The organism is Pseudomonas brassicae (assembly GCF_010671725.1).
GTDB lineage: Bacteria > Pseudomonadota > Gammaproteobacteria > Pseudomonadales > Pseudomonadaceae > Aquipseudomonas > Aquipseudomonas brassicae.
In genome coordinates, this window is the sequence record NZ_JAAHBU010000637.1 from 1 (window position 1) to 893 (window position 893).

The following is an 893-nucleotide window of genomic DNA, read 5'->3' on the forward strand; positions in this document are numbered from 1 at the left end:
CAGTTTATTGTTACCGATTTCCGTACTAGCACTATGGCATTTATGCTACATGATGCACAACGGCCCGAATGCACCACTATCTTCACCGGTCGACGAGGAGCTAGGCTTTTTTCTTCGATCTAGTTCGTAGGAACTGGCGCACCCCGCTAATAGAACTCATCTATCAGATCAGCGGTTATATCCACTCAGACGACATTTTAGATTCCGTACCAGGCTTGACTGATACCATTAGTCATCCACGGATTATTGTGTAGAGTCGGGGGGGATTTACGTGAAGAGTGGTGTTGTACCGCCCACAGTGGTTTTACAATCACTAAACCGAAGATAGCGTGAATCGAATGCGAGCAACAGTGTCATAACATCACCAAAGCTCTTCCGTAGTCTGAGAGCAGTGGATGGAGATCAGCCTTCTTGCAGACTGCACTTCATTGCCATGGGTGGTTTTCTCATAAAACTGTTTTAGCTTTCTTGCTGGGATTTTCTTCGTCTATACCGCGTTCCCAAATACCGCCAGCTCAAGCACTTGATGCTGCTTCTGCCAATCCGGCATATGGCTAGCCACCATCCCCCAAAACGTCTTGGTGTGGTTCTTTTCCACCGTATGACACAGCTCATGGACGATGACGTAATCCTGCACGCTGGCAGGTAACTCCATCACGCGCGGATGAAACTCCAATATATTGTTCGCATCGCAGCTAGCCCAACGGCTTTGGAAGTGACGGATACGAACGCCAGTCGCTTGCAGGCCTGTTTCTCGTTGCCAATGGCGTACACGCACCAACAATTTCTCGTGTGCCCGCTCCCGGTAGAACCGCTCCAGCAAGGGCATCAGCGCATCGGGAGGATACTCACGCCCTCCGGGATTATCAACGTGTGAAACGCGATGCGGTGAA

Annotated in this window: 1 protein-coding gene; it reads right to left on the bottom strand. The window is 50.2% G+C overall.

Annotated features, from left to right (window positions below):
- Positions 1-487: 487 nt before the first annotated feature.
- Positions 488-893, bottom strand: a 406-nt coding sequence (locus tag G3436_RS26845; protein WP_243667356.1) for a YgjP family zinc-dependent metalloprotease, incomplete at its 5' end; no start/stop codon positions are given.